Source organism: Sphingorhabdus lacus (genome assembly GCF_009768975.1).
In the GTDB taxonomy this organism is placed as follows: Bacteria; Pseudomonadota; Alphaproteobacteria; order Sphingomonadales; family Sphingomonadaceae; genus Sphingorhabdus_B; species Sphingorhabdus_B lacus.
Window position 1 is genome coordinate 2,617,184 of the sequence record NZ_CP035733.1, and the last position, 19,774, is coordinate 2,636,957.

22 protein-coding genes are annotated in these 19,774 nt (G+C 56.9%); 12 read left to right on the forward strand and 10 right to left on the reverse strand.

All coding sequences use genetic code 11. The annotated features are described in order from the left end of the window. Positions 1-37 precede the first annotated feature (37 nt). The gene (locus EUU25_RS12335; RefSeq protein ID WP_158901397.1) at positions 38-544 is read right to left on the reverse strand and encodes a hypothetical protein; all 507 of its coding nucleotides are present in this window, start codon (positions 542-544) and stop codon (positions 38-40) included. 205 nt (positions 545-749) lie between these two features. Here EUU25_RS12335 and rplU point away from each other — a divergent pair, with 205 nt between their 5' ends. From rplU to EUU25_RS12350, 3 genes are all read left to right on the forward strand, one after another. Further along, entirely contained in the window at positions 750-1,163 is a 414-nt protein-coding gene (gene rplU, locus EUU25_RS12340; RefSeq protein WP_158901399.1) for a 50S ribosomal protein L21, read from the forward strand. A gap of 33 nt (positions 1,164-1,196) precedes the next feature. Continuing rightward, positions 1,197-1,466 (forward strand): 50S ribosomal protein L27, encoded by a 270-nt coding sequence (gene rpmA, locus EUU25_RS12345; RefSeq protein ID WP_158901401.1) that lies wholly within the window; start codon positions 1,197-1,199, stop codon positions 1,464-1,466. A gap of 202 nt (positions 1,467-1,668) precedes the next feature. Beyond that, on the forward strand, positions 1,669-2,259 hold the full coding sequence (locus EUU25_RS12350; RefSeq protein ID WP_158901403.1) for a GNAT family N-acetyltransferase: 591 nt from the start codon (positions 1,669-1,671) through the stop codon (positions 2,257-2,259). Here the strand turns inward: EUU25_RS12350 and EUU25_RS12355 are convergent. Then, the gene (locus EUU25_RS12355) at positions 2,256-3,182 is read right to left on the reverse strand and encodes a metal-dependent hydrolase (RefSeq protein WP_158901405.1); all 927 of its coding nucleotides are present in this window, start codon (positions 3,180-3,182) and stop codon (positions 2,256-2,258) included. The two genes, EUU25_RS12350 and EUU25_RS12355, sit on opposite strands and share 4 nt — an antisense overlap. Before the next feature lie 363 nt (positions 3,183-3,545). On the opposite strand from EUU25_RS12355, the gene EUU25_RS12360 reads away from it, so the two are divergent. Continuing rightward, a complete protein-coding gene (locus EUU25_RS12360) occupies positions 3,546-4,187 on the forward strand; it encodes a TetR/AcrR family transcriptional regulator (RefSeq protein WP_246162705.1) in 642 nt (213 codons plus the stop codon). A gap of 6 nt (positions 4,188-4,193) precedes the next feature. Here EUU25_RS12360 and EUU25_RS12365 read toward each other — a convergent pair whose 3' ends face one another. The 4 genes from EUU25_RS12365 to panC all read right to left on the reverse strand — a co-directional run bounded on the left by EUU25_RS12365 (position 4,194) and on the right by panC (position 7,783). Further along, positions 4,194-5,174 carry an SDR family NAD(P)-dependent oxidoreductase gene (locus EUU25_RS12365; protein ID WP_158901407.1) on the reverse strand — a complete coding sequence of 327 codons (981 nt, stop codon included), beginning with the start codon at positions 5,172-5,174 and terminating at the stop codon, positions 4,194-4,196. Positions 5,175-5,238: 64 nt separating this feature from the next. After that, positions 5,239-6,450 carry a cation:proton antiporter gene (locus tag EUU25_RS12370; RefSeq protein ID WP_158901409.1) on the reverse strand — a complete coding sequence of 404 codons (1,212 nt, stop codon included), beginning with the start codon at positions 6,448-6,450 and terminating at the stop codon, positions 5,239-5,241. 84 nt (positions 6,451-6,534) lie between these two features. Further along, positions 6,535-6,834, reverse strand: coding sequence for an SEL1-like repeat protein (locus EUU25_RS12375; RefSeq protein ID WP_158901411.1), 300 nt, complete (start codon positions 6,832-6,834; stop codon positions 6,535-6,537). Positions 6,835-6,943: 109 nt separating this feature from the next. Continuing rightward, a complete protein-coding gene (panC, locus tag EUU25_RS12380) occupies positions 6,944-7,783 on the reverse strand; it encodes a pantoate--beta-alanine ligase (protein WP_158901413.1) in 840 nt (279 codons plus the stop codon). A gap of 98 nt (positions 7,784-7,881) precedes the next feature. Between panC and EUU25_RS12385 the strand changes: the two genes are divergently transcribed. Genes EUU25_RS12385 through EUU25_RS12400 form a run of 4 tightly spaced genes read left to right on the forward strand, consistent with a single transcriptional unit; the run spans position 7,882 to position 12,907 of the window. Continuing rightward, positions 7,882-8,664, forward strand: a complete 783-nt coding sequence (locus EUU25_RS12385) for a division plane positioning ATPase MipZ (protein ID WP_158901415.1) — start codon at positions 7,882-7,884, stop codon at positions 8,662-8,664. A gap of 9 nt (positions 8,665-8,673) precedes the next feature. Next, on the forward strand, positions 8,674-9,078 hold the full coding sequence (locus tag EUU25_RS12390; protein ID WP_158901417.1) for a J domain-containing protein: 405 nt from the start codon (positions 8,674-8,676) through the stop codon (positions 9,076-9,078). Between the two features lie 31 nt (positions 9,079-9,109). Continuing rightward, positions 9,110-10,495 carry a phosphoglucomutase/phosphomannomutase PgmG gene (gene pgmG, locus EUU25_RS12395; protein ID WP_158901419.1) on the forward strand — a complete coding sequence of 462 codons (1,386 nt, stop codon included), beginning with the start codon at positions 9,110-9,112 and terminating at the stop codon, positions 10,493-10,495. A gap of 6 nt (positions 10,496-10,501) precedes the next feature. Continuing rightward, positions 10,502-12,907 carry a ligase-associated DNA damage response DEXH box helicase gene (locus EUU25_RS12400; RefSeq protein ID WP_158901421.1) on the forward strand — a complete coding sequence of 802 codons (2,406 nt, stop codon included), beginning with the start codon at positions 10,502-10,504 and terminating at the stop codon, positions 12,905-12,907. Here the strand turns inward: EUU25_RS12400 and EUU25_RS12405 are convergent. Together EUU25_RS12405 and EUU25_RS12410 are read right to left on the reverse strand one after the other, a co-directional pair. Then, positions 12,904-13,317, reverse strand: a complete 414-nt coding sequence (locus EUU25_RS12405) for a GFA family protein (protein WP_158901423.1) — start codon at positions 13,315-13,317, stop codon at positions 12,904-12,906. The genes EUU25_RS12400 and EUU25_RS12405 overlap by 4 nt on opposite strands. A gap of 13 nt (positions 13,318-13,330) precedes the next feature. Continuing rightward, entirely contained in the window at positions 13,331-15,247 is a 1,917-nt protein-coding gene (locus EUU25_RS12410; RefSeq protein ID WP_246162707.1) for a S9 family peptidase, read from the reverse strand. 163 nt (positions 15,248-15,410) lie between these two features. Between EUU25_RS12410 and EUU25_RS12415 the strand changes: the two genes are divergently transcribed. Together EUU25_RS12415 and pdeM are read left to right on the forward strand one after the other, a co-directional pair. Then, positions 15,411-16,370 (forward strand): retroviral-like aspartic protease family protein, encoded by a 960-nt coding sequence (locus EUU25_RS12415; RefSeq protein WP_158901425.1) that lies wholly within the window; start codon positions 15,411-15,413, stop codon positions 16,368-16,370. Positions 16,371-16,414: 44 nt separating this feature from the next. Continuing rightward, the gene (pdeM, locus tag EUU25_RS12420; protein ID WP_158901427.1) at positions 16,415-17,110 is read left to right on the forward strand and encodes a ligase-associated DNA damage response endonuclease PdeM; all 696 of its coding nucleotides are present in this window, start codon (positions 16,415-16,417) and stop codon (positions 17,108-17,110) included. Here pdeM and EUU25_RS12425 read toward each other — a convergent pair. Beyond that, positions 17,090-17,767, reverse strand: coding sequence for a YggS family pyridoxal phosphate-dependent enzyme (locus EUU25_RS12425; protein WP_158901428.1), 678 nt, complete (start codon positions 17,765-17,767; stop codon positions 17,090-17,092). The two genes, pdeM and EUU25_RS12425, sit on opposite strands and share 21 nt — an antisense overlap. 59 nt (positions 17,768-17,826) lie before the next feature. Here EUU25_RS12425 and EUU25_RS12430 point away from each other — a divergent pair, with 59 nt between their 5' ends. Beyond that, positions 17,827-18,342, forward strand: coding sequence for a thiamine phosphate synthase (locus tag EUU25_RS12430; protein ID WP_246162708.1), 516 nt, complete (start codon positions 17,827-17,829; stop codon positions 18,340-18,342). Here EUU25_RS12430 and EUU25_RS12435 read toward each other — a convergent pair. After that, positions 18,339-19,097, reverse strand: a complete 759-nt coding sequence (locus EUU25_RS12435) for a hypothetical protein (RefSeq protein ID WP_158901437.1) — start codon at positions 19,095-19,097, stop codon at positions 18,339-18,341. The two genes, EUU25_RS12430 and EUU25_RS12435, sit on opposite strands and share 4 nt — an antisense overlap. A gap of 245 nt (positions 19,098-19,342) precedes the next feature. Between EUU25_RS12435 and EUU25_RS12440 the strand changes: the two genes are divergently transcribed. Then, complete coding sequence (locus EUU25_RS12440) at positions 19,343-19,774, forward strand: DUF3576 domain-containing protein (RefSeq protein ID WP_143777231.1); 432 nt, start codon at positions 19,343-19,345, stop codon at positions 19,772-19,774.

A 19,774-nucleotide genomic window follows, 5' to 3' on the forward strand; every position in this document is an offset into this window, starting at 1 on the left:
CGCGCAAGAAAATGCGCGTCACCGGCCTAGGGAATAGCTATTCCCCGATCAGCCGGGACAACCTGTCAATTTCAGCATTCTGTGCCGCGATCGTATCGGAAACGGGTTGTTGCGCCTTGCTCAGCAGCGGGACGAGATTAGAGTCCGCTTTACCCTGTTCGGCAATTAGCGAATCAAACTCGCGCACAACTGCGATCGAATCGGCACGTGACTGGTCAAGGCGCGAGAGTTCGAGATGCGCATTCACCCAGCTTTCGGTACCTGGTGCGCTGCCGGATGCGCGGGATGCCAAGGTCTCTACCGCCGGCAACTTGCGTTGGTAATCGGCCTCCGCCGCGGCATGCCGACGGGTCAGGGAATCGACCTTGGTCTGCAATTGCGCCGACAGCTCAAGTGGTGCGGCTGGCGCTGCTTCGGGTACCGAAATCGGGGCTTTGCTCTCATAAGGACGCCGTTCGAGCGAAGGAAACTGGCCCTCAGTTGTGCTGCAAGCGGTAAGCAGGAGAGCAACCAGGACAGCGGGTGCAAGCTTGTTTATGGACATGCTCCTTGTCTAAGCCACCCCCTCCAACAGCGCAAGGGGCGCGCAATAGCGCAGAAAAGGCGGCAAAAGGCGTTGACAGAGGCGTTTTCCTAGACTAGCTGCGCCCCTTCTTGCGTGGCCTGTCGGGATTCGCCGTCTGGTACCACGCGTGAGCAACCGCGCTCCTTAAAAAGCGCTAAGCTGTAGAAACGGATGAGTTAGAGCCATGTTCGCTATCGTGCGCACAGGCGGCAAGCAGTATCGCGTCGCCGCCGGAGATAAAATCGCAGTTGAAAAACTGTCGGGTGAAGCGGGTGACAAGATCTCGCTGGGAGATATCCTGTTGGCCGGTGACGGTGACAAAGCGCAGGACGTAAACGGCCTGACGGTATCAGCGGAAATCATCGCGCAAGAGCGCGGCGAGAAGGTGATCGTTTTCAAAAAGCGTCGCCGCCACAATTACCGCCGCAAGCAGGGTCATCGCCAGTCGCTGACGCTTCTTCGTATCCTCGCTGTCGGCAAGGAAGAGAAGAAGGCTGCTGCACCGAAGGCTGAAAAGGCCGACGCGGCACCTGCGGCTGAAGCTGCACCCAAGAAAGCCGCTGCGCCGAAAAAGGCCGCAGCCAAAAAGGAAGCCTGAGCCTCGGCTCGGACAGCGCAAGGAGTTTAGACCATGGCACATAAAAAAGCAGGTGGTTCGTCACGTAACGGTCGCGATTCAGCAGGCCGTCGCCTGGGCGTTAAGAAGTTCGGTGGCGAAAATGTCATCGGCGGCAACATCATCGTGCGTCAGCGCGGGACCAAGGTTTATCCAGGCGCCAATGTTGGCCTTGGTAAAGACCACACCCTTTTTGCACTGACCGCCGGTCGCGTGCGATTCCATGCTGGCAAACTTGGCCGCAAATATGTGTCGGTGGATATGCCGGCCATGGCTGCCGAATAAGACGGACAATCGATGACGGGTTGTCCAGACGGATGACCCGGAAATCGCCAAAGGTGGTTTCCACCTTGAACAGGGAGACGGGTCAACCGGTCTCCCTTTCTTTTTGCCTCATTCTCCCTGTTCAAGTTTGCCCTGAGGGGACGATGTAACAGGACTGTCGCTTTGTTCTGCAAAGGGCGGCTCCAAGAAGCGGAGAGAGAAAATGTTCGCAAGAACCGAAAGATTGCTGCTGAGGCCAAGCTGGCCTGAAGATGCGCAGGAATTGCACCGGGCAATCGATGACGAAGCTATTGTTCGCAATCTGGCGCGCGCGCCATGGCCTTATAGCGTCGACGATGCCCGTTCCTTCGCGACCGCGACGCAACCCGTGCTGCTTCCGAATTTCATGCTGATGCTGCGGACTGATGGCGCACCCCGCCTCGTTGGCAGCTGTGGCTTAGGCGAACATAATGGCGAAACGGAAATCGGCTATTGGATCGCGCGTCCTTACTGGGGACTGGGTTTTGCAACCGAAGCCGGGCGGGCGGTGGTGCGCATCGCCGGCGCCCTCGGTCATAAGCGGTTGATAGCCGGTCATTTCACGGACAATCCCGCATCCGGCAGGGTGTTGCGTAAACTGGGCTTCAGAAGCACAGGCCAAGTGGAACAACGGCACAGCTTGGGCCGGGGGCAGTCTGTGGCCAGCACGCTTTACGAAAAGGAGCTGGCACCGACGGAAGGTGAAGATCGCCCCATGCGAAGCTCATTCGAGCATGACATGAGCCGTTATCTGAGCGAATTGCGCGCGGCTTAGGCCGCCGCAACCAGCGGTGCCAAAGCTGGCGCTTCGACGCGGGCACCATAACCCGCGCGCGACGCAGCGATGGAGGCGAGATCAGCCTCTCCCTGCGCCAGCAGCAAACGGTCATCAATATCCCATGGATGGTATCCGGGACGGAAGAATGCCGCCCAGGGGCGAAGAACATTCCGGCCAATACCGCCTTTTCCAAAGCCGGTCGCCACGACATTCTTGAGCGCCGTGAAAAAGCCATAGCCGTCCTGCCGCAACAGTTCGATCTGACCCAGCGTCCGGTTGATGAAAAAGCTGGTCGTCACCGCAAGCATGAAGAAGCTGCGCCAAAGATAACGGCGCGCTGAGCCCCAATCGCGTGTGGCATGGTTCCAGACATCAAAGGCAACGCCTTTATGCTCGACTTCCTCAATCGCGTGCCAAAGCCACAATTCGAGCATCTTGTTGTCGACGCCAGCGAGATGTTCGCGGTTCTTAAGCAGTTCGGCAGCAATGATCGCTGTGAAATGTTCAATGCACATCGTGGCCGTCAATTTCACATGGTCATTCGCATCTTCAAAGAAAGATACGAAGCCACGGATCTTCCGGTCCAGCGGCGCAATATCATATCCGGCGCCGATCAGCGCCTTGTTCATCGCCACATGTTCGCGGCTATGCCCCGCCTCTTGCTCAATGAAAGCCTCAACCTCACCACGCAGAGGATCCTCAACCCGGTCCACCCATGGCAGCAGGCTGCGAATCATGAAGGTTTCCCCATGCGGGAAGACAGCAGACAGAGCGTTGAAAAATGCAGTCGCAAAAGGGTCTTGGCGCACCCAATGCCGTTCGCTGAGTGCGTCCGAAGGCGCACGATAGCTGCGCGCCACAATGTCCGGCCGCTGATCGGGAGAAAGTTGGTTTAAGCCGGATGTTCTGGTCTCATGCATAACGTCTCTCTAGGCAGAGCGCATGAAATTCCGTTTAATGCCATTGGTTAACGCAGGATAAGGAATGCAAAATAGTCTATAATTATCAATGCAGTGGGAGTTCATTTGAGTAAACTGATCTTCTTCACCCCGTTAATGGATCAACGCATGCGCTTTGCAACTCCGTCCAACGCAACATCAACACGCCTCTCAAAACCAACTGGTGCATGGATATTTTCTCTGTGAAATCATTGCCCAATCGGACGGGCCACCTGCATAGCAGGATTGGACAAATAGATGATATTTCCACATGATGTTTGGCAAGGCGTGAATAGATGGGTAGGATTTCCATCCAAAGATAAGAACAAAGGGCATTAAAGTTACATGGCTATAGAAAGCACCAAGGTCGTGAATATCAAGGACGCTGCAATGCCCCGTCGGCTGAGTCCGGAAGCCAGCCGTTCCGCCGCTCTGGAAGCGGCACGTGAACTTCTGCTGGAAGCAGGGCCACAGGCCGTCACACTGAAAGCTGTGGCCGGGCGTATCGGACGCACCCATGCCAATTTGCTGCATCATTTCGGCTCTGCGTCCGGTTTGCAGCGCGATCTTGCCGCCTATATGGGCAACAGCATCTGTACGAAAATTGGAGAAGCCGTATTCCAGATGCGTGGTGGAGCCGTCACGCCGGATGAACTTGCGGATCTGATCTTCGACCATTTTGACCGGGAAGGCGCAGGTGCGCTTGCCTCCTGGATGCTGCTTTCGGGTAATGAAGATGCGCTCGACCCCATTGTCGAAGCCATCCATAATCTGGTGGACCAGATCGCCGAAGACGGCATGGCCGCCGATTCGCTGCACGAACTGACACTGGAAATGGTGCTTATGGCGCTGGGTGATGCGTTGCTGGGCGGGCCCTTATCAGCGTCACTCGGTTTGCCACGCGAGGCGGGACGGCAGATTGCGGGACGAAAACTGGCGGCCTCATTCGACGAATGGCAGGCGCGCAGCCAATCCGACAACGACTAGGTTATTTTAGCCCGCCTTATAGTGGCTCAGATACCAGTCAGCAAAGCGTTGCAGCCCTTCGGCCAACATGACCTTCGGCTTATACCCCGTCAACGCATGTAGCTTGGACACATCGGCGTAGGTTGCCGTGACATCACCCGGCTGCATAGGCCGCATGACCTTTACCGCTTCATGACCGATCGCTTTTTCCAACGTCTCGATCATTTCCATCAGCCCGACAGGGTGGCTGTCGCCAATGTTCAGAACGCGGTGTTCGCCGGTGGCGGGCGGATTATCCAGTGCCCCGATGATGCCATCCACAATGTCATCAATATAAGTGAAATCACGCGCCATCTTGCCATTACCGAAGACTTCGATGCTTTCGCCTTTCAGAATCTTCTGGGTGAAGCTGAAATAGGCCATGTCTGGCCGGCCCCATGGACCATAAACTGTGAAAAAGCGCAAACCCGTCTGCGGAAAACCGTAAAGGGTCGCATAAGACTGGCTCATCAATTCGCACGCGCGCTTCGTTGCGGCATAGAGCGAAACGGGACTCAGGGCCGGCTCGTCTTCGGTGAAGCCCGCTCCGCCCATGGGCTTGTCGCCATAGACCGAACTAGAGGATGCATAGACGAGATGCTCGAAATCGGGAGCATGGCGACAGGCTTCCATGACCGACAGATGTCCGGCCAGATTTGATCGTTCATAGGCAAAGGGATTTTCGATGCTGTAGCGCACGCCCGCCTGCGCCGCGAGATGAACCACCCGCCGTACGCCATTGTCTTTGACCAATTTGGCAATTGTTGCTGCATCCGCGATGTCGCACCGGACAAAGGTAAATTTGTCATGCCCTTCAAAGGTCGCAAGACGCGCTTCCTTTAAAGCAGGGTCGTAATAATCATTTACGATATCTATACCGATGACGGTTTCACCGCGTGCCAGAAGCCGGTGGGCAACGGCATGCCCTATGAAACCTGCTGCGCCGGTTACGATGATTGGTACGGTCATTGAAGATTTTCCTTATTGTCGGTCGCAGCGATAACGCCGGAATATAAAAATCCTGTTAGCGGCCTTAACTGGACCGCGAAACCATCATTTTGAGGGCCTTGAGCTTTGGGGTGACCATCGGAATGGTCAGCATCGTGCTGCCCACCGCCATCAACAGCAGCGCCGTGAATGTCTGGTTTGTGATAATGTCCTTATCCAGCAATATGTTTGCAAAGATGATCATGATCAACGCTTTGGTCTGAAGCAACCAACCTATCATTGATGCTTCGCCTTTCTCCCATTTGAGCAAGCGACCCGCCAGATGGATCCCCGCAAGCTTGCCGGCCACCGATGCGACCAGCAACAAAGCTGCCGCGCCAAAGACAATGACGCCGCCGACATCCCAATTGGTACGCAATCCCGTGCTCAAGAAAAAGACCGGCATGATCGCCAGAAGGACAGTCGCGCGGAAATAGTCCATGCGCTTCTGGTCAAAATATTTAGCATCCAGAACGACGCCCGACAGGAATGCCCCGACCATATAATGCAGGCCCGCCCAATCCGCGGCCAGTCCACAAACCGCGAGCCAGATCAGCCCGACATACCAGCGGTCGCTTTCCGCAATTTTGGGCATTAACCGGCGGATCAGATAGGCTGCGACTGCAAATCCGATCAGAAACGCGCCCTGACGCCCCATGCGTTCCCAATCGAGCAAAATCACCGCGAGCACCCCCCAGATGACGACATCATCCAGACTGGCATAACGCAAAATGCGTTGGCCAAGTGGCTGGCGCAATATTTCGAGCTTTTCCATGAACAGAATCAGAATGGGCAGGGCAGTGACCGCGCAGGCCATTCCGATGCCGACAATGACCTGCCAATATTGGCCCTTCTCGCCTGCCCAGCCTGATCCGGTTTGCAACAATATTGACGCAGCGACGCTTCCGAAAATAAGGGGAACGATCAAGGCAAGGCCAGCGGTTACACCGGTTTCGCGCCGTTTCTGCCATGCTTCTGAAAGATCGAGCTCAATGCCTGCGACCCACACAAATATCATCACCGCCCACCAGGCAACGCCGTTCAGCGCGCCGATAACTTCGGGCCGGAAGACAAAGGCATAATAGTCAGGAAAAAATGCGCCCATAATGCCGGGGCCCAGCAATATGCCACAAATGATCTGCACGACCACCAGTGGCGCATAATATTCGGTGCGCAGCAGGCGCCAAATCAAAAAGGGTACCGCGAAGATCAAGATCATCGCAATGAGATACACTTCAGTCAGCGTAATCTGTACCATAGGAGCGGCCCCAGTTTCCGGAGCCGGTATCTAGCAATTGGCGCTGGTTTGAAAAGCTGAAACTACAACGCTACATTCGTAATCTCAGGCGGCGCGACGCTGGTCCATGCTTTGGAGCCATGCCCGTGCCTGACGCTGTGCTTCGGCAATTTCGCGGGCCGTCATATCGTCCGAAATATCTGCCCGGCACATCATCGCCGCTTCACTGCCGTTTAGTGCAGCCAGGTTGAACCATTTATGCGCTTCGACCAGATCGACTTCGACGCCATTGCCGCCTGTCGAATAAGCCATGCCCAGATCATATAATGCATCTGCACATCCTTTGGCCGCGTCGGCCAAACGGCTTTCCATAAGAAAGTTCGCACTTTTAAGACTGTTGCCCATGTTATGTCCCCAAAATCCCTTGTTGAGGACAATCTCGCCAAACATGGCTAACAAATGGTTAACGAAATGGACAAAAATTATATCCGAAACGGATTGTAATCCGCGTCGGTCATATTGCGATATTGTCAATAAGCCGAGTTTTGCCGATTTTGGCCGCTGCCAGAAGGCGCGCGCTACGACCGTCATAGTGCGTAAGCGGCTCCAATGAGTGCGAATCAGCAAGGGCGAAATAATCGACATGCGCGAAGCCCGAACTCAGTATATCTGCGCTAGCCGCAGCCAAGGTAGACGCCACATCAGCGCCGCCACGGATGCGATCGGCCGCATCATGAAGCGCGCGGGGCAAAGCAAGCGCATTGCGCCTTTCCTCCACACTCAAATAGGCGTTGCGCGACGACAGAGCTAAACCGTCTTCGTCGCGCACGATGGGAACACCCCTGATTTCAAGGCCGAAATCAAGATCCAGAGCCATTCTGCGGATGACCGCCAATTGCTGGAAATCCTTTTCCCCGAAAAGCGCTACATCCGGCGTGACCTGATTGAATAATTTCGCAACGATCAAAGCGACCCCGTCAAAATGCCCGGGGCGCGCGCCACCGCAATAGCCGGCGCTGGGTCCGTCCACATGGACTTTTGTCGCAAATCCTTCAGGATAAATGGTCGCAGCCTGCGGCGCCCACAGAAGGGCAACCTCGGCCGCGCGCAAAAGGTCGGAATCACGTTCCAGCGTGCGGGGATAGGCGTCGAGATCCTCATTGGGACCGAATTGGGTAGGGTTTACGAAAATCGAGACAACCACAGCATCGGCGTGTCGCTTTGCCTCTTCAACCAAAGCCATATGCCCCGCATGCAGTGCTCCCATGGTGGGCACCAAGGCGATGCGCTTGCCGTTTTTACGTAGTGCTGCAATATTGTCTCGTAATAAGTCAAGCTGATTGTTGGTTTGCACGTGCGGTTCGCCTTGGTTATTGGCTCTTGAACATCGCCTATGCGAGATGCCTCCATGGCATTTCAAGGCAAATATCGAACAGGGACATTTTAAGGCACATGGCCGGGGCACATCATATCGTTTTCGCCAATGAAAAAGGCGGTACTGGAAAATCAACAACAGCCGTGCATGTGGCAATAGCGCTGGCTTCACGTGGCGCACGTGTTGCCTGCATCGATCTGGATTCACGCCAACGCACGCTTTACCGTTATCTTGAAAATCGCCGCGATACGATCAAGCGCCGGGGCATTTCCTTGCCAATGCCGGTATTCGAGGTGTTCGAGCATGATTCACAAGCAACACTGGAACGTCAGGTGGAACGGCTCGGAAAAGATCATGACTTCCTGATCTACGACACCCCGGGCCGCGACGATAAATATGCCCGTTTCGTGGCAACGCGCGCAAATACGCTGGTAACACCGATTAACGACAGCTTTGTCGACTTTGATCTGATCGGCCAGGTCGATGCAGAAAATTTCAAGGTGCGGCGTTTAAGCTTCTATGCCGAACTCATTTGGGAAGCCCGTAAGGAACGTGCGAAAGCCGATGGTGTCACCATCGACTGGGTCGTCGTCCGCAACCGGCTGCACAATATGGAAGCGCGCAACCAGCAACGTATGACCGATGCCATCGCCGAATTATCCAAGCGGGTCGGCTTTAGGTCGGTGCCGGGATTGAACGAGCGTGTGATTTATCGGGAACTGTTCCCATCGGGCCTGACGCTGATCGACAAGGGGCATTTGGGTCAGTTGGCCACCGCACATATCGTGGCAAGGCAGGAATTGCGCGAACTTGTAACCGGGCTGGCTCTTCCCGAACCACAGATAGCGACGCTCGTTTAAATGGGAATAGTGATCGCCCTTGTCCTTGCAGGTCTTGGTTGGGCGGTCTGGAAGGGAAAAGTGCACCGGCAGCAGTTACTGCCGCTGCTGCTCGGACTTGCGGGTGTCTTTCTTGCGGCGCGCGGCAATATAATAATCGGTGTGGCAGCTATCGCCGTTGCCGTGACATGGTATCGGGGGTTAAGTTGGCGCTTGTTTGGCACAGGCGCCAAACAGAGCGAGCAATATGGCATCGACAAGGCCCGTTTCCTGCTGGGCGTATCGCGCTTTGACACAGCCGAGCAGATTCGCAGCCGCCACCGCGCATTGATAACGCAGAATCATCCCGACACGGGCGGCAGTGCGGAGCGCGCGCGGGAACTAAATGAAGCGCGTGACCTTTTGCTAAGTGATTTGGAAAGTAAATCACGCTAATTGTCCGGCAAATTTTTCAAGGGAGTTTTCTGTGACCCATGTTTTTCATCCGACGTCGCTTCGTGAATATGACATTCGCGGGATCATCGGCGAAACCCTAGGTGCCGAAGATGCTTATGCCATCGGCCGCGGGTTCGGCACCTGCCTCGTCCGCGCTGGCGGCAAAAAAGCAGCGGTCGGCTATGACGGCCGGGTCAGCTCGCCCATGCTGGAAGAAGCATTGGTGCGTGGCTTAAATGACTGCGGCGTCGATGTTGTTCGCATCGGCATGGGTCCCACACCGATGCTATATTATGCCGAGGCCATATTGGATGATGTCGACGGTGGCATTGAAATAACCGGCAGCCACAATCCCGCCAATTATAATGGCTTCAAGATGGTCCTGCAGGGCCGCCCGTTTTTTGGCGCGGATATCCAGAAACTGGGCGCTATGGCCGCGGCGGGCGACTGGGTTTCCGGAACAGCCTCTTCGGAACATCTCGATATCCTTGACCAATATGTCGCCCGTGTCGCGCAAGCTGCACCGGATAAGCCATTCCGTATCGGTTGGGACGCTGGCAATGGTGCGGCAGGACCGGCGATTGAGAAGCTGGTGAAGATGTTGCCAGGTGAACATCATCTTCTGTTTGTGGATGTGGATGGCCAGTTTCCCAATCACCACCCCGATCCCACCGACCCCAAGAATCTGGTCGATTTGCAGCGGCTTGTCGCTGAAAAGAAACTCGATTTCGGAGTGGCTTTTGACGGCGATGGCGACCGGATCGGCGCGATTGACGGCGAGGGCCGCATTATATGGGGCGACCAACTGATGCAAATCTATGCCGAAGACGTCCTTGGCGACGTGCCCGGCGCAACGATCATAGCTGACGTCAAGGCGTCGCAGGCGCTGTATGACCGGATCGCGGCACTTGGCGGAAACCCGTTGATGTGGAAAACCGGCCACAGCCTCATTAAATCCAAAATGAAGGAAACAGGTTCACCGCTGGCAGGCGAGATGAGCGGGCATATCTTCTTCAAACATGAATATTATGGCTTTGACGATGCCATTTACGCCGCGGTCCGCTTGATGGCGGCTTCGGCGAAGCTCGGCAAAAGCGTCACCGAATTGCGCGGCGCGATGCCCGATATGATCAACACCCCCGAAATGCGGTTCCAGGTCGACGAAAGTCGCAAATTTGCCGTTATTGACGAGGTTCTGGCTCGGCTTTCGGCAGAGGGTGCTGACGTCAACAACACCGACGGCGCCCGCGTTAATACGCCGGACGGTTGGTGGCTGCTGCGGGCATCGAATACGCAAGATGTGCTCGTCGCCCGCGCCGAAGCGTCCAGCGAAGCGGGTCTTGACCGGTTGATGGCGCAAATAGACGCCCAATTAGCGGCATCAGGTCTGGAACGCGGAGAAACTGTCGGGCATTAAGCCCTTGTGACGCTCTCCCCGATCATTCGTGACTGGTTTACCGCCCGAGGCTGGTCGCCTCGGCGGCATCAGTTGGATATGCTAGAGGCTGCTGCGCAAAACCGGCATGCTTTGCTGGTGGCTGCAACGGGCGCTGGCAAGACATTGGCGGGATTTCTGCCGACCCTGAATGCGTTGGTGACCGACCCTGCTGAAGGCCTCCACACGCTTTACATCTCCCCGCTTAAAGCACTTGCCGTCGATGTCCGGCGCAATTTGTTGATGCCGATCGAAGAAATGGGACTGCCCATCCGGGTGGAAACACGAACCGGTGACACGCCGTCGGACCGCAAGCAACGGCAGCGGGTAAAGCCTCCGCATATTCTGCTGACAACACCGGAATCGCTGTCGCTGTTGCTCAGCCATGAAGACAGCGTCTTTCTGTTTTCAACGCTGCAACGCGTGATCATTGATGAGGTGCACGCCTTTGCCAATGGCAAGCGGGGCGACTTGCTCAGCCTGTCGCTCGCGCGCCTGCAGACGCTGGCGCCGCAGATGGAGCGCGTTGCCTTGTCGGCGACCGTTGCGGATCCCGACGACTATCGCGCCTGGCTCGCCCCCGATGGTGACATTGATCTGGTGCAGCTTGTGACCGGTGAAGCCGCGGCGGAGCCTGACCTCCAAATCCTGTTGCCCGAGGGGCGGGTGCCGTGGGCAGGGCACAGTGGCCAGCATGCGATTCCCCAATTGATCGAGGAAATTGGCCGCAACAACATCACACTGATTTTCTGCAACACCCGTTTTCTGGCCGAATATATATTCCAGAAATTATGGGACGCGAACGATCCCAAATATGCGATCGGGATCCACCACGGATCGCTGTCGATTGAGGCGCGACGCAAGGTCGAGGGCGCGATGGCCGAGGGCAGATTGCGCGCGCTGGTGTGCACGGCATCTCTCGATCTGGGCGTCGACTGGGGCGATGTGGACTGCGTCATCCAGATGGGCGCGCCGAAGGGTAGCTCCCGCTTGCTGCAACGTATCGGCCGGTCCAACCACCGCATGGACGAGCCGAGCAAAGCGATATTGGTGCCCGGCAACCGCTTCGAATATCTGGAGGCGCAGGCCGCTTATGATGCCGTCCATGAAGGCGTACGCGATGGCGAAACCTTTCAGCCCGGCAGCTATGATGTGCTGGCCCAACATGTCATGGGCATCGCCTGTGCCGGACCATTCGACGAAGCAGAACTGCTCACCGAAGTGCAATCAGCCCTGCCCTATTCCGCGCTGGATGCAGGCACATTCCACCGCGTCATCGAATTCGTCGCAACGGGCGGCTATGCGCTCAAGGCCTATGACAAGTTCCGCAAACTTGTTTTGCGACCCGACGGGAAATGGCATTTGGCGCACCCCAAATTCGCCGCGCAACACCGCTTCAACGCCGGAATCATCGTCGATTCCCCAATGCTGGATGTGCGTTTCCGCAACGGGCGCAAACTTGGCAAGGTGGAGGAAGGCTTTGCCGCCACGCTGACCCCCGGAAACCGTTTCACCTTTGCAGGCATGGCCCTTGAGGTTGAATCGATCAAGGATCTCGACCTGATCGTCCGCGCCTCGACCAAGCCTGCCAACACAATCCCCAGCTATATGGGCGCGCGGATGCCCCTGACCACCCATCTTGCCGACCGTGTCCGGCAAATGCTGACCGACAGGGCGGGTTGGGCACGCTTCCCCGACGATGTACGCGAATGGCTGGAGATGCAGGACTATCGCAGCCAGATGCCGGAAGCCGGACAATTGCTGGTGGAGACATTTCCGCACGACAAGCGGCATTATATGGTTGCCTATCCGTTCGAAGGTTGGAACGCGCACCAGTCACTTGGCATGTTGCTGACCCGCCGGATGGAGAGCCGGGGTCTGATGCCTATGGGCTTTGTGGCAAGCGACTATGCGCTGGGTGTCTGGAGCCTGAAGCCGATTATCGACCCGACGCCGCTATTTTCCGCGGACATATTGGCCGACGAGTTCATCGAATGGGTCGAAGGTAGCTATCTGCTCAAACGTGCTTTTCGCGAAGTGGCGGTTATCAGCGGGCTCGTGGAACGGCAGCATCCGGGCAAGCGCAAAACGGGCAAGCAGGTCACCTTTTCTACGGACCTGATTTATGACGTACTCCGCAAATATGAACCCGACCATCTGTTGCTGGAGGCCGCCTGGGCGGACGCGCGGGCGCGGCTGACCGATGTCGGGCGTCTTGGTAATCTGCTCGACCGCGCCGCCGACACGATGCTGCATGTCGACCTAGAACGGGTCAGTCCGTTGGCAGTGCCTCTTTTGGTTATGATCGGGCGGGAAAGCGTGGCGCAGGGGTCGGTCGATGACGAGTTGCTGCTGGAGGCCGAAAGTTTGGCTGGCGTGGCGATGACGCCTTAAAACCAGAGGTCACGCACGCAGCGCCCGTCGCTTGGCAGATCATCAAAGCTGTCGAGCCCGTCGAAATGGTCGATCATAAGATCGGCTACTGCATCGGGCTCGCACAAGCGGACATTTACTGCAATGCGACGGCGTCCATCCTCTTCCAGCCGCAATCCGCGCCAACACACAACGCATCCGCAGTGCGGGCAAAAATGTATTTCCAAGGCGGGATCGGCTTTCCCCGGCCTTTTGTAAGTGCTGGTTTCGCCTTCAACCCGAATGCGTTCATTCTCATAATCATATGCCCAAAGCGCGCCGTAGCGACGGCAAAGGGTGCAGTTGCAGGCGGTGATGGACCCCGGATCGCCGCTCAGGGTCCAGCCTGTTTTGCCGCAATGGCACGAACCTTCAAGCGAGCGATCCTGCATCCTTCGTCTGCCGTCAGTTCAGCAAATTCTGTTTCCAGAACAGCAATGTCGTCCAGAATTGGTAGTCGACATTTTCCTTTTTCGCAAAGCCATGCCCTTCATTCTTGCCGAGCAAATGCCAGGCGACACCGCCCTTGTCGCGGATGGCCTTGACGATCTGGTCGGCTTCGGATGCTGGCACGCGAGGGTCGTTACCGCCGGTAACGACGAACATCGGCTTTGAAATTTCGGCTACCCGCGTCAGTGGCGATATTTCGAGAAGCTTTGCCCGCTGCGCCGGATCACGCTCATCCCCATATTCCACGCGGCGCAGGTCGCGGCGGTAGCTTTGGGTGTTTTCGAGGAAGGTCACAAAGTTCGAAATGGCCACAATGCAGTTCGTCGCCCGCAGCTTGTCCTTATACTGCACGGCCGCCGCATAGCACATATAGCCGCCATAGGATCCACCTGTCAGCCCGAAGCGGCCGGCATCCAGACCCTTGTCCTTGCCCAGCACGTCGAGAAACGCGCCCATGTCCTTGACCGAATCTTCGCGCTTGAACGGACCATTGTCGAGGCTAACGAAGGTTTTGCCATAGCCTGTCGACCCCCGCACATTGGGGTAGAATATCGCGACGCCCATCTCATTCAGCAGATAGTTACTGCGTCCCTGGAAACCGGGGCGCGACTGGCCTTCGGGTCCGCCATGGACATTCATGATCAAGGGGCGCTTGCCGGGGAATTTCGCGGCATCGGGGCGATACAGAAATCCGGACACTTCAAGGCCATCGAAGCTTTTGACCTTCACCAGTTCCGGTTCGACATTTTTGGATACATCCAGACCGCCCGTTTCGCTTTCGGTCCAACGGGTCACCTTCAACGATTTCGGATCGATGCTATAGGCATCTGCGGCACTACGGGCCGAGGTGAAGGTGATTCCGATCTCGCCCCACTCGGAGATATCGAAGCCACCGACAATCCCGGCTGGCAATCCTTCGACGACGCGCACCTTATCGGTCTTGGTGTCGAGGATCTTGACCTTGCTCATTCCAGCCTCGTTCGTGGCGTAGACGATGAAGCTGCCGTCGGGGGAAATATCGAACGCATCGACATCCCAGCTTTCTTTCGGCCCGCGTGCGGTAAAGGCGCCCGTCTTCGTATCGAGCGTGCCCAGCCGCTGGAAATCCGAACCTTCATCCGACGTCACCCAAAGCGTGCCGTCTGGGGCAAATTCCCCGCCGCCATAGGCAATGTCTTTGGCATGATCGCCAACGGGCGTCATTTTGCCAGTCGCAAGGTCGAGCAGCGAGATGTCGACATTAGTCACCGACACATATTGCGCGACCAAGGCGGTCTTCTTGTCGGGTGCAAAATCCGACACAGCCCAGCCGCCGCCCTTGACCTCGGCCACCATGCGGTTCGTGGAAGGATCGCGCGGGTTCATCACATAAATATCGCTATCGGTCCCGTTGCGCCGCGTGGAGGTATAGGCAATCAACTCGCCATCCTTGCTCCAGGCGTTCAGGCCATTGCGGCTTTTGCCGTCCGTCAAAAGATTGAGCTTGCCGTCTTTGAGGGCAAAGATCTGGAAAAATTCATTTCCACCCACATCTTTCTGCACCAGCAGGACATCGCCCTTTTTCGGCGCCCAGCTGCCATTGCCAACGGGTTCGGCTTCAAAGCTGATCTGCTTACGGGCCATCATCGGTCCAGCAACGCGGTGCAGCTGTGCCGTGTTCGCAAAACGGGTCGCGACCAGCATTGACCGATCGGAGGGGTGCCAGCCAACAAAGCCTGCCGTGCGGAATTCCATGTAGGGCCGCGTTTGGGCGGGCAGTTCATCCGGGACAGGCGGCAAACCATCGGCGACAAGCGCGTCCGGCTTCGGCGCATCGGCCAGGGCAGGCGACATCGGCAAGGCCAAGGCGGCCAACAGGAGTAGTTTCTTCACGGCAATCCCCTTCTCTCTTCGAATGACAGTGGGGCTAACCGAGGCTGCCCTCCATCGCAATTGGCTGCCCATGCCGCCTTCGACAAAGCCCAGATGCGCTTCGACCGACGGCGACTTGTGGCGGCATGTAAAGAAGCCTATCATGTGCGTAGGAGATGGAGAAATGAAACATATTACCCTCGCGGTTTTTTCCACTTTTGCTTTTTTAAGCCCCGCTTCCGCACAAGACGATGTTACCGCAAACGCAGCCGAGCCGGCCGCTATTGTTGAACAATTCGGCATTGACCGTAGTGACCGGATGACGGTTCAGGTCCAGGTGAACGGAAGCGCGGCCGTACCCTTCATCGTCGATACCGGCGCCGAACGGACGGTTATCGCCAATGATCTGGCGCGCGATCTGGCGCTGGAATCCGGGCCCACACTGACGCTGGCGACCATTTCGGGCAAAACGCAGGTCAATTCCTTTTACATCGACAAGCTGACGACGGCGGCAGTAAACCTCGAAGGTGTGGAGGCACCCGGGCTCGAACGGTCCAATCTGGGTGCCTATGGCCTACTGGGTATCGACAGTTTGGAAGACAACCGCGTCCTGCTCGATTTCGCCAGCCAGAAGATGGATGTATTGCCGTCACGCCGCACGCGCGGGAAAACCAAGCTGGAGAACGGCATGATCGTCGTCAGCGCTAAGCGCAAAGCCGGACGAATGATCCTATCCAGTGCCAAGATTGACGGCATACGGGTCGACATCATTTTGGATACCGGCGCGCAAAGCAGCATGGCCAATATGGCGCTTCGCGACAAGCTAAAGCGGCGGCACCGCACAGTCGATTTTACTCCTGTGAAGATGAAGAGCGTCACCGGATCGATTCTGAACGGCGAGTTCACCCAGCTGAAGGAAATCGAAGTCGGCGGTCTGACCATCAATGACCTGCCGATCACCTTTGCCGACAATTACGCCTTTACGGCCTTGTCGCTCAATGACCGTCCCGCGATCCTGCTGGGTATGGATGCGCTCAAATTGTTCGACCGCGTTCTGATCGATTTCGGCAACCGCAGGGTCGGTTTTGATTTACCCAAAGGCGTATCGCGCGCGACCCCTGCACGTCTGGCAGCTGCTTACTGACGACCGCTTGCCACATCATGGCTTAATCCGCATAGGCGGTGGCGATGACACGGACATTTTTATTCGGCGGGCACAGTTTCGAGGTAGCGGGCGATGCCGCGCTTTACTGGCCTGAACACAAAATGCTGGTCGTTTCAGATCTCCATCTCGAAAAGGCGAGCGCCTATGCCGCGGGTGGACAGATGCTGCCGCCTTATGACAGCCTCGCGACGCTTGAACAGGTGGCTGCATTGGTGCGGCAATTCAGGCCCGCGACTGTTATTTCCCTTGGCGACAATTTCCATGACACCGATGGCGAGCGGCGGCTTCAGGGAAGCGCAGCGGCGCTGCTGCAGCAACTTGTGACGTCCGTCCGCTGGATTTGGGTGACCGGAAACCACGACCCCGATGTGCAGGGCCATTGGGGCGGCGAGGCGGTTGAATCGTTGCCATGCGGCAATGTGATATTCCGGCATGAAGCGCTTGGGGAGGAAGAAGGGCCTGAAATTTCGGGGCATTTCCATCCTAAATTCCGGCAGGCCGTCCGCGGCCGTCACGTGTCGCGCCGCTGTTTCGTCCGGAGCGCGCGTAAATTGGTTATGCCTGCCTTTGGCGCGTTGACGGGCGGACTGGATGTACGGGACCCAGCGCTGATCGCGGCGTTCGCCTGCTCGGATGCGGAGAAGATCGAGGCGCTCGTGCCGACGCGCGACGGGATTGCGCTTTTTAACGTACCGGCATTACCCGCGCTCGCCAAATAAAGCGCTGCCAACACGGATATGTGTGGCGCCAAGCATGATCGCGGTTTGATAATCACCGGACATGCCCATGCTCAAACCGTCCAGACCGTAGCGCGCCGACAATTCAGCAAGCAGCGCGAAATAGGGCGCTGGCTCGATATCTGCGGGCGGCAAACACATTAGCCCGGCGACCGGAATGTTCTCGGCCTTTGTTGCAGCCAGAAGTTCGGGAAGCGCCTCGATAGCGCAGCCCCCCTTTTGGGGTTCCGCACCGATATTCACCTGGATGAAACAGGGCAAAAACCGGCCTTGGTCACGCATGGCCTTCCCCAAGGCCGTGGCAAGCGAAAGGCGATCGAGCGAATGAATGACATCAAACATGCTGACTGCTTCGGCGGCCTTGTTGGACTGCAATTGTCCGATCAGGTGGAGAACAATCCCCGCATCCAGCTTTTTCAACTCAGGCCATTTTGTCTGGGCTTCCTGAATACGGTTCTCGCCGTAGCTCTGATGTCCGGCCCGGATGAGCGGTTCTATTTCGCCAATGCTTCGGGTTTTGGACACGGCGATCAACGTGATGTCCGCTGGGACGCGAGTGGCAAGCTTTGCAGCAGCCGACATCTGTGCCGTGATTTCATTCAGCCGGCTCTGCGCCGTTTCGCGTATCGCTTCCTGCATAGTGCGGCGCTATAGGCAAGAGGATGCGTCGCCGCCAGCCCCTTCCAACACTTTGGCTTATGACCGATACGCGTTTCGGCGATGGGTTGCTGGATGCGATCCGCCGATTACCGGTCCGGTCCGGCGTTATCTTCCGCCATTATGATATGGACCCATCGGAGCGCCACGTCCTGTTCCGCAAAGTCGCGCATGTCTGTCGGCAAAGGGGGCACATGTTGCTTCTGGCGGGGGACGCTCGATCGGCTTCAAAATGGCGGGCGGACGGTTTTCACCAGCGCTCGGCTGGACCGCGCAGGTTGTTCCACACGGCACCGGTCCACAATCGGCAGGAGCTTGCAGAAGCCCGGCGGACAGGTGCCGATGCCGTGCTGATCTCGCCGCTATTCCCGACCGCAAGCCATCCGGACGCCCCCGCCCTCGGGCTCATGGCGTTCAACCTTCTCGCACGGCAAGCAAAGGGGGTGGCCGTTATCGCTTTAGGAGGAATGAGCAGGGGAAAAGCAAGGATGCTTCACCCTAAGCGAATTGACGGATGGGCAGCGATAGATGCGTTCCGCATCATTTACGAAGATTAGAAGCGGATTTTGGTTCCGACATAAACCGCTTCGCTGTCCTTGCGGTTATCTACCCTTGGCAGCACACGGTCATTTTCGCTTTCGTAGCGAAGACCAGCTGTCACATCAATTTTGCGGCTGATCGAGAAGCTGCCGCCGACGTCAAGCTTATAGTCGCCGGACGCTGCACTACCCCGTGCGGGTGGTGCGACTTCGCGATTTTGATCAAGCTTGATATTCGTGCTGAACTTGCTTGGCTTCTTTCCGCTGTCATCCAGACGGAAATTGCCACGGCCGAGTTCGCTCAAAGGAACTTTAGCCGACAATTTCGGGGTCGATGGCAATGCGAAACCCTGCCAGCCTTTGGATGCGGACAGACGGTAATCAACGGTCGAAAGCCGGATGGCTTTTCCTGCGCCCGTTTCTGAGGTCGAAAGCGCACTGCGCACCGAAACCGCGCCGGCGGTCAAACGGCTGTTTGCGCGGGCGGCAACAATGATCGTACGGCTGCGCGATGCGTCCGCGCCGGCCAGCGTAAACGGAAACCGGTTGCTGTCTTGGCCTTTCGTCGCGGCAAAGCGCGCGGCAAGGCGGCTATCCACGCCTGATGGTGTGAAGGTATTGAGCCAATCTTTCGCTGTCGATTTTGTTTGTTCAACGGAATCGGCGGCCCAGGCAGGCATGACCAGCGGCGACACGACAAGCGAGCCCGTTGCAAGCAATGCTGCTGCAAAAACGGCGTTCTTCCGCCGGAAAGGCTTACCTATGCTCATCACAGAACCAAAACGACTCCCTGTTCTTCACTTGGTATAGGACTAAATCGCGCAAATCAAAAGCGTCGATACCGATTAATCTGAATTAGAACGCGATTTTTGACAATATGTTGCACGATATCCACAAAGTCTGTCCGGCATTCATCATGGCGCGTTTCGAAACTCGTTGGTTCAGCACCCAGAAAGCTTGCTCAAGCCAGCAAGGCGTTATAGAGGTTCCCCAGAAATTCATCGTTCAAGGACATTATATGCGCATCTCTCGCCTGGCACTTATCCTAGCCTCTGGCACTATGTTGTTGTCGGCGTGCGGAGGCACGGCGCGCCCGAAGGCTGATCTGGCGGCAAGTCAGGTAACCACAATCGGCGTAAACAGCTATTTGTGGCGCGCTTCGCTCGATGCACTGTCCTTCATGCCGCTCGTCCAGACCGATTCGGCTGGTGGAGTGATTGTGACCGACTGGTATGTTAACCCGCAAAGCCCGGGCGAGCGGATCAAGCTGACCGTTTCAATCCTGGACCAAGACCTGCGCGCCGATGCATTGCGCGTCGCGGGCAGCCGTGAAGTTTCGCAAAACGGTCAATGGGTTGCCGCGCCCCTGCGGGCAGCAACCGTGCAAAAGATGGAAGCCATCATTTTGACCAAGGCCCGTGACCTTCGCCGCACGTCCATAAGCGGATAA